This window comes from Microcystis sp. M169S2, from assembly GCF_020245865.1.
Taxonomy (GTDB): domain Bacteria; phylum Cyanobacteriota; class Cyanobacteriia; order Cyanobacteriales; family Microcystaceae; genus Microcystis; species Microcystis ichthyoblabe_A.
In genome coordinates, this window is sequence record NZ_JADBUB010000221.1 from 1 (window position 1) to 7,258 (window position 7,258).

Here is a 7,258-nt window from a genome sequence, read left to right on the forward strand (position 1 = left end):
ATTGAATCTCTTGAGAAGCAATTACTGAGCTTGGGGGTTGAGAGTCGAAGTTATCCCTTAAATGAGCTAATCGCCTTTAGCTCGGCTTTTATGACGATGAAAGCCATTGCCAGCAACTTAAATCAAATGAGTCAAGACTTAGCTGCCTACACCCAATAGGGGCTAAATCCCTTCTTTTCTAGCTAAAAGGACGGGACAGTTGACATTAACCCGCACATAATCCGAGAGGGAAGTACCGAGAAGGCGATCGAGATCTGGTAAACTCTTGGCCACGGAAGGACGGCGATCGGGCGAACCCAACAGTAAGAGATCCACATTATAATCATCGACGAGTTTGCAGAGTTGTTCCCCCGGTTTACCCCCCGTCACCACGCAGCGATAGGGTATATTCATCCGTTTCACTTTTGCTACTGCCGGCCCTATAATCGGGTTTTCTTCCATTTCTTTGGGGGAAGTGGGGGCAAATTCTGGCTTTAAGTCGGGGTTGACGCGGGCCAGAATTAACTCTGCTGAAGGATAGTCTCGCAGGAGATAAATAGCCAGATCGAGAGCTAAATCAGCCGAGCTAGACTTATCGAGAGCTACCATCACCTTTTTGATTTTTTTGACGTAAATATCGTCTTTTACCAATAACATCGGGTGATTAGTCAGTTGAAAGACGTATTGACTGACGGAATTTTCTAGAATTGCCTCCAGTCGCTTCAGTCCTCGGGAACCCATCAGGATCAAATCAGCGCCGATTTCGTCGGCAACTTGACAGACGGTATCTTTGGGATCTCCTTGCCGCAGAATCGTGGAAACTTTGCTCGGTTCAATTTTGACTTCTTGCAGGATTTTAGTCAGCATTTGGGTTCCTTCCTCCCATTTACTAGCCAGGGCTTCGGTGGTAATCTGAGGGGGAACAACCCGGAGAATGGTAATCGACGCTTTCCGGATAGCGGGGAGATCCATCAATGCTTGTAGCATTTCTTGGGTTTGACCTGCGCCGGAATCAGCGTATAGTATTTTCTCTAGCATAAGATTAAACTCGGTCTATGATCTTAATGGTTTTCGCCAATTTTCAGCATACTGCTAATGTTGTTCTCGAAATTTAACAACTTATTAAGCGCTTTTTCTTCGGTAAATGCGATGCCGAAGGCACTGCGTAGCAGCTCGCATTTGAGGGTATTTTAAGTATTTATGCTCAATTGACTAGAAATACTTGGCTCAAAATCATCGTGGCAAGCGTTCATTTGTATTATATTTTGGCTGCAATACTGGCGCTCTCTTTTAATCACAGCTAAATCCGTTGAGTATAGGCTACTTATAAGGACAGGCACTCATGCAAGAGGCAAGAGAGGGGGGATAGATAATGAGTCTTTAATAAACGGATTTAGTATCATTGCCGCTGCTCACCATTAAATCGACCATTTAATTGATGATTAGAGTTCTTGCATAATTAATTTTTGAGAGTGCAAAAATGAGAAAAATAGACATAAAATTGCATAAAATCCCTAAATAGAGCATTTAATTGATTAATGCTCATTCTTAATTCTCCTGACGACCGGCTACTGGCTCGGATACTCCTCACCTAAAGGAAGATTTTTTATTTTTACAAGAGGTCTAGTTATGTCTTTATCAATTCGAGTAATTCTCCTAGTAGCGACAACAGTTTATCAGACGTTATCTGTTTGGTTAGAAGAACAAAAAGCACCGCCGGGTAATTTGATTAATCTGGGTAAATATCGCCTACATTTTTGTCTAGCAGGAGAGGCTAGTCCCACTATTATTATTGACCATAGTTTAGGGGGAATTGAGGGATATTTTTTGATAGAAGAATTGTCAAAATTAGCTAGGGTTTGTATTTATGATCGAGCGGGTTATGGTTGGAGCGATCCTAGTCCATATCCGCGAACTAGCTACCAAATTGTTCAGGAATTAGATCAATTACTTACCCAAGCAAAAATAGAGCCACCTTATATTTTAGTTGGTGATTCTTTTGGCAGTTATAATGTTCGACTATATGCTCATCTGTTCCCAGAAAAAGTAGTAGGTTTGGTACTCACCGATGGTTTACACGAGCAGGGAATGCTGAAAATGTCGCCAGCATTAAAGGCATTAAAATTATTTTTTATCTCGGGATTCTTGATGTCGATTATCGGCTCAATTTTAGGCATTATCCGAGTTCTGAAAGTTCTGGGAGTTTTTGAATTATTAAAACCAGAATTGCGTCGCTTTTCCCAAGATTCTTGTGATCGAGTTAAGCGTTCTTTCTGTCGCGCTAAACACTGGATGACGATGAGTAGAGAAATGCTTAATCTCGACCAAAGCGCTCGTCAGGTAAGTGACGCTAACAATTTCGGTAATTTACCGATAGTTAGTGTTAAAGCTAATTCTTTTTTTAAACCTTCCCTTTGGACTCGGTTTATTCCCCTCAAAAGTGCCAACCAACTCCGGGAGGAGATGCACCTAGAATTAGGCAAGTTATCTGGAGATTTTCTGCAAATACAAGCAGATAAAAGTGGCCATTTTGTCTGGATGGATCAACCGGATGTGATGATCGATGCGGTCAGAATTTTGCTTGACAAAATTAACCCTGTGTGCTAAGTAAGTAGTTGGACAAAAGTAAAGTTAACTGTGGGGTAAGGAGTCAGTAGCCGGTTGTCAGGAGCCGGTCGTCAGTAAGAATTGCGGCAATTTACATTTCTTAAGATAGACAACAGAATTTATGTCCGACTACTTAATAGGGTAAAATTAACTTTTTGGTTAGGATAGGCAAGAGGCAAGAGATTCGATCGAGATTAGCTGAAATTCTAGAGAATTATTGCATAATTAGGGTTTGCTGAATAAATCTAAAAACCTTGTTGGATAAAAATTTTAGACTTTTTTGATATCAAAAAGTGTCAGCCATTGGAGTGAACGGGGGGGGAATAAAACCCTACACCCCACACCCTACACCCCACCAACAGACTGTTTCAGCATACCCTAATTATTGAGGGTAATAATCTGAGCGCTAAAACCCTGTTTAGTTAACTCTTGTACTCTTTCCTTTGCTTGGTATTGTTGCTGAAATAACCCCACTTGAATAACATTTTCTCCCGCGCGGATAAATGCGAGAGGTTCAATTTCTTGAATTTTTGCCAACGCTTCTGTACTATTACTCCTAACTTCAACGCGAAAGAGTTGATTAGCGGCAATAACCCGCTGCTGTGGTGGGGGAGAAGGGGGTTTATTGGCGCGATTTTGAGGTCTGGGTGCTGGTGGATTGACAGTTTGACGATTATTATTATTATTATTATTATTAACCACCGTAGCATCGGCGGGACGCACGGTAGCGGGAGCTTGAAAAACGTATTCTCTCAGGGGTTGATTACTGGAAACTGGGGCAGCCACCGGAGGATGAACTGAAGAAGAATTAACCGGGGGCAAATTTAAGGGTGAACATTGGGAACAATTAACAGCACTGGGACTGTCTGAACGTTTAGTTGGTTGTCTCACCGCTGGTGGTGGGGGTAAACGACGACCGGGATAAACATTCTGGGCAAAAGATAAGTCTGCTTTTAGCAGTAGCGTTCCTTGAGCGATTATCCCGACTTTTAACCAAAATAGGGCCGAGAAAAACAGTAGGTTTGTTCTCATCATGCTGGTTTGTCCTCACACGAAATTTGGGTACACCATGTCCAAATTTTAAAGTAGGAGATGCTAGTCTAGAAAGTATATTGGTTAAAAATCATTACAAGATTTATGGGAAAAGTTGTTGTCGGTCTATCGGGGGGAGTAGATAGCTCTGTCGCCGCTGCCGCCTTACACGCTCAAGGTTATGATGTTATTGGCTTGACCCTCTGGTTAATGAAGGGTAAAGGTCAATGCTGCTCCGAGGGAATGGTGGATGCGGCCTTTATTTGTGAGCAGTTGGGGGTTCCCCATCATATCGTCGATAGTCGCGAGCTTTTCCAAAAAGAAATTATTGATTATCTAGTTTCCGGTTACGAAGCGGGAATCACACCGCTGCCCTGTTCTCAATGCAATAAAGCGGTAAAATTTGGCCCGATGCTGCATTATGCTAGGGAAACCTTAGAAACGGACACTATTGCCACTGGTCACTACGCTAGAATTCGTTTTTCTCCTGAAAACAACCGTTATCAACTGCTGCGCGCCGTCGATAAAAATAAAGATCAATCCTATTTTCTCTATGATCTAACTCAAGATGTACTGCGTCGGACTTTATTTCCCTTGGGAGAACAAACCAAGGCAGAAACCCGCAGGATTGCCCAGGAATTCGGTTTAAAAACAGCAGATAAACCCGATAGTCAGGATTTATGCTTGATTGAAGCTCACGGAACGATGCGATCGTTCTTGGATAAGTATATCGCCGTTAGTGAGGGCGATATCGTCGATCTCGATGGCAAAGTTTTGGGTAAACATAGCGGTATCCATCATTATACGATCGGACAACGCAAAGGCATCGGCATCGCCGCCGCCGAACCCCTCTATGTGGTAAAACTCGATCCCGTCATGAATCGGGTTATCGTCGGTAATCGCGCCAGTGCCGTTAGTGCCGATTGTCTTGTCGGACGGATGAACTGGGTTTCTATTGCCGAACCCACCACCCCTATCCGCGCTCAAGTACAGGTACGTTATCGTTCTCCGGCCGTTCCCGTCAATGTTATTCCCCTAGAAAATAATCAAGTGAAACTGGTTTTTGATGAACCACAATTTAGTATCACCCCGGGCCAGGCAGCCGTGATTTATGAAGGGGAAATCGTCCTCGGTGGGGGGATTATCTCAGGAGCCACCCCATAGGGAGAGCCACCAATTCACAAAATAACCTAACCTGATTATGGTTCGGGGGTCATTCTGCCAATTAGGGACTCTCCCCGGCAAGTTGAGCTAAAAATTAACGACGGGGTACAGAAGCCTCGATGTTAATATTCATAGCGGAGACTCTTGGTACAGGATTGCCTTTGGCGCTACCGAGACCCCGGGCCATAGCCAAGAAGCTGGAAGGATCGCCAGCTTTGGGTTTTTGCTCTTGGGGAACATAGCGACGGACAGCATTCTGCCAAACGATTTGGGGGAAGCCCAAAATACCACGATAGTAGCCATCATAGCGAGGCGAGGTAATGTTGAATGGACGTTCACCGATTTCGCGGCTGGCCAGGGTGCGACGACGTTGGTAGGGAACGGTATCATAACCAAAGCTTTGCAGATACTCGTCACTGTTGAGAAGTTGATCGACAAAACCTTGAATACCTTTGGTGGCAACGACAATCGACCAAGCAATTTTTTCTCTTTCGCTATAGACATCGCGACCGAGGACTCTTTGTACTACCTGTTCGACAAAGCGATAGTTGCTGTTTTTCTCGTAGAAGCTGTTATAGAAGGTTTTCGATAACAGTAAACCACGAATGAAATCCCGCACCGATAATTGTCCATTGCGTAATTGGGATTCGAGGAAGGGTTCCCGATCCCATTTAAAGGCATGGAAGAAAATCTGACGGTAAGCGGCTTCGATTAAATCGTCCAGGTCGCCAGGGGAGAGGACATTTTCCGTCGTGTAAACTCTCGGTTTTTCGTCTCCACCGACATCATAACCAGCTACCCGCACGTTTTGGGACTTGGGGGCGTAATTTAAAAGAGGAATGGCCAAGGGTAAACCTCCGTATCCTTAGAAATGCTTAAAAAACTTTCCTCCTAATGATAAGGGAGTAGGTGCCAACTAGAAAAGAAATATTAAAAATTCTTACAATTGTTAAGAAAACTTGCTTACCATCTAGGGTGTTGGGGAGCGCCGGAGCAGGGAGCGCCGGAGCAGGGAGAGGGGAGAAAAAAGCTGATAACTGATAACTGATGACTGATAACTGATAACTGATAACTGAATTTACCAGCCACTAATCGAATAGGATGATGGTTCGGGGGAATCACTAGAGACTGACTCCGATGACTGATTGCGGGATTCAGCACAGAAAGTGGCCGTATTAAAACCGCCAAAACGTTGAACTGTGCTAGTGCGGAGACGTAAATCGGTATCGGCAAACCAAAAACGCTCGATCGAGGTCATAGTTTCGTATTCTGTAATTAAGACTAAACCTTCCTGTTCATCAATGTGATAACGGCCCGCCACGGGAATGATTTCCGCATAACCTCGCTCCCGCAGGAGAACACCAGCTTGGGGATTATCTTCATCGGGAATTAGCGCAAAAACGGTGGTTCCTTGATGATTTTCGTTTTCTTTGTCCCACTGCATCGAACCATCCCAACTGACAAAGGCACCCCCCACAGTCTTAGCGGGATCGACTTCGTGCATTTCACAGATAGCGATAATTTTCGGGTTATCGGCGCTTAAAGCTTCCACATAAATCTCGGAATCGCCGGTTTCTGCGCGTCGAAAGGGTAAATGATGGGTGGTGCGCTGAGATTTCCACTGTCCCGCACTTTTCTGAAAAAAGGTCATCCCGTCCATAGTTTTTATCCTCTATTTTTTCCATCTATTTTAACGCCATGGCCGTTTTCTGTAACCCTTGTCCCCCTCTCTCTCTCATTCATCCCCAAAATAATCATGATCGATTCTCTTGATTTCATAGATTTCTTTGGTCGATACACCTAAGTTATAATCAATCATCAATTGACCTAATTCTTCCCCATCAATCAGCACTATTTTTATCTCATTTCTGGGGGCATATTCTAAAGCCTCTTTGGTAAAATAGGAAGTAGTGATGAAAATACCTTTTTTGGCTCCTTGTCCCGCTAATGCCCCGACAAATTTCTGGATTTCTGGACGACCAACGGCATTATAGCGGTTCTCGCATCTGTGCGGCACACTTAAACCTTTGCTGATTAAGCTGTTCAGGATCGGGAATGTACCTCTTGTGAATCAGAAACGCTATATTATCAGCCCATCTTTTGGCTTGAATATCTGGACTTCCCCGTTGACAAAAAGCCATAAGCTGTGCTGTAGAAGGGATTAAAAGAATTTCCAGCGCCCCGTTACTGGCTACAAATTAGGGGCTCTTCTAGAGTTTGTGTGATAATTTTTGCTTATATAGTCGTGAAATGCTTATCGGGTAAAACTTTTAGGGCTATTTTGCGGAAGAAACTATCAGCATAGACCTCGTTTCCACACAGAAACCAGAAGAGCCAATTAGGGAAACTCCCAATAAATCTAACGCTTTTTGTTGCAGTTGGGTCGGTCGAGTTATCTTAGAAAAACGATAACTTCCCTCCCTAATCGTACATTCCACTGTATTCAAGCAAATTGTCCCCAGGTCTTCCAACAAAG

General features: G+C 43.9%; 7 protein-coding genes and 1 pseudogene. 2 read left to right on the forward strand and 6 right to left on the reverse strand.

What is annotated here, in order from left to right; all coding sequences use genetic code 11:
- Positions 1 to 162: 162 nt before the first annotated feature.
- Complete coding sequence (locus tag IM485_RS20300) at positions 163 to 1,017, reverse strand: universal stress protein (RefSeq protein WP_110579301.1); 855 nt, start codon at positions 1,015 to 1,017, stop codon at positions 163 to 165.
- A gap of 591 nt (positions 1,018 to 1,608) precedes the next feature.
- Between IM485_RS20300 and IM485_RS20305 the strand changes: the two genes are divergently transcribed.
- Positions 1,609 to 2,586, forward strand: coding sequence for an alpha/beta fold hydrolase (locus IM485_RS20305; protein ID WP_287745239.1), 978 nt, complete (start codon positions 1,609 to 1,611; stop codon positions 2,584 to 2,586).
- 378 nt (positions 2,587 to 2,964) lie between these two features.
- Here the strand turns inward: IM485_RS20305 and IM485_RS20310 are convergent, their stop codons facing one another.
- On the reverse strand, positions 2,965 to 3,621 hold the full coding sequence (locus IM485_RS20310; RefSeq protein WP_103112289.1) for a hypothetical protein: 657 nt from the start codon (positions 3,619 to 3,621) through the stop codon (positions 2,965 to 2,967).
- Between the two features lie 102 nt (positions 3,622 to 3,723).
- Here IM485_RS20310 and mnmA point away from each other — a divergent pair, with 102 nt between their 5' ends.
- The gene (gene mnmA, locus IM485_RS20315) at positions 3,724 to 4,782 is read left to right on the forward strand and encodes a tRNA 2-thiouridine(34) synthase MnmA (RefSeq protein ID WP_104396217.1); all 1,059 of its coding nucleotides are present in this window, start codon (positions 3,724 to 3,726) and stop codon (positions 4,780 to 4,782) included.
- A gap of 94 nt (positions 4,783 to 4,876) precedes the next feature.
- Here the strand turns inward: mnmA and IM485_RS20320 are convergent, their stop codons facing one another.
- From IM485_RS20320 to IM485_RS20335, 4 genes and pseudogenes are all read right to left on the reverse strand, one after another.
- Positions 4,877 to 5,629, reverse strand: a complete 753-nt coding sequence (locus IM485_RS20320) for a phycobilisome rod-core linker polypeptide (RefSeq protein ID WP_002760473.1) — start codon at positions 5,627 to 5,629, stop codon at positions 4,877 to 4,879.
- Between the two features lie 231 nt (positions 5,630 to 5,860).
- The gene (locus IM485_RS20325; protein ID WP_002795626.1) at positions 5,861 to 6,442 is read right to left on the reverse strand and encodes a phycobiliprotein lyase; all 582 of its coding nucleotides are present in this window, start codon (positions 6,440 to 6,442) and stop codon (positions 5,861 to 5,863) included.
- A gap of 75 nt (positions 6,443 to 6,517) precedes the next feature.
- Positions 6,518 to 6,772 (reverse strand): annotated as a pseudogene (locus tag IM485_RS20330) (restriction endonuclease); the annotation flags it as partial.
- Positions 6,773 to 7,058: 286 nt separating this feature from the next.
- The coding region (locus IM485_RS20335; protein WP_287745243.1) for a hypothetical protein at positions 7,059 to 7,258 on the reverse strand (200 nt) is incomplete at its 5' end.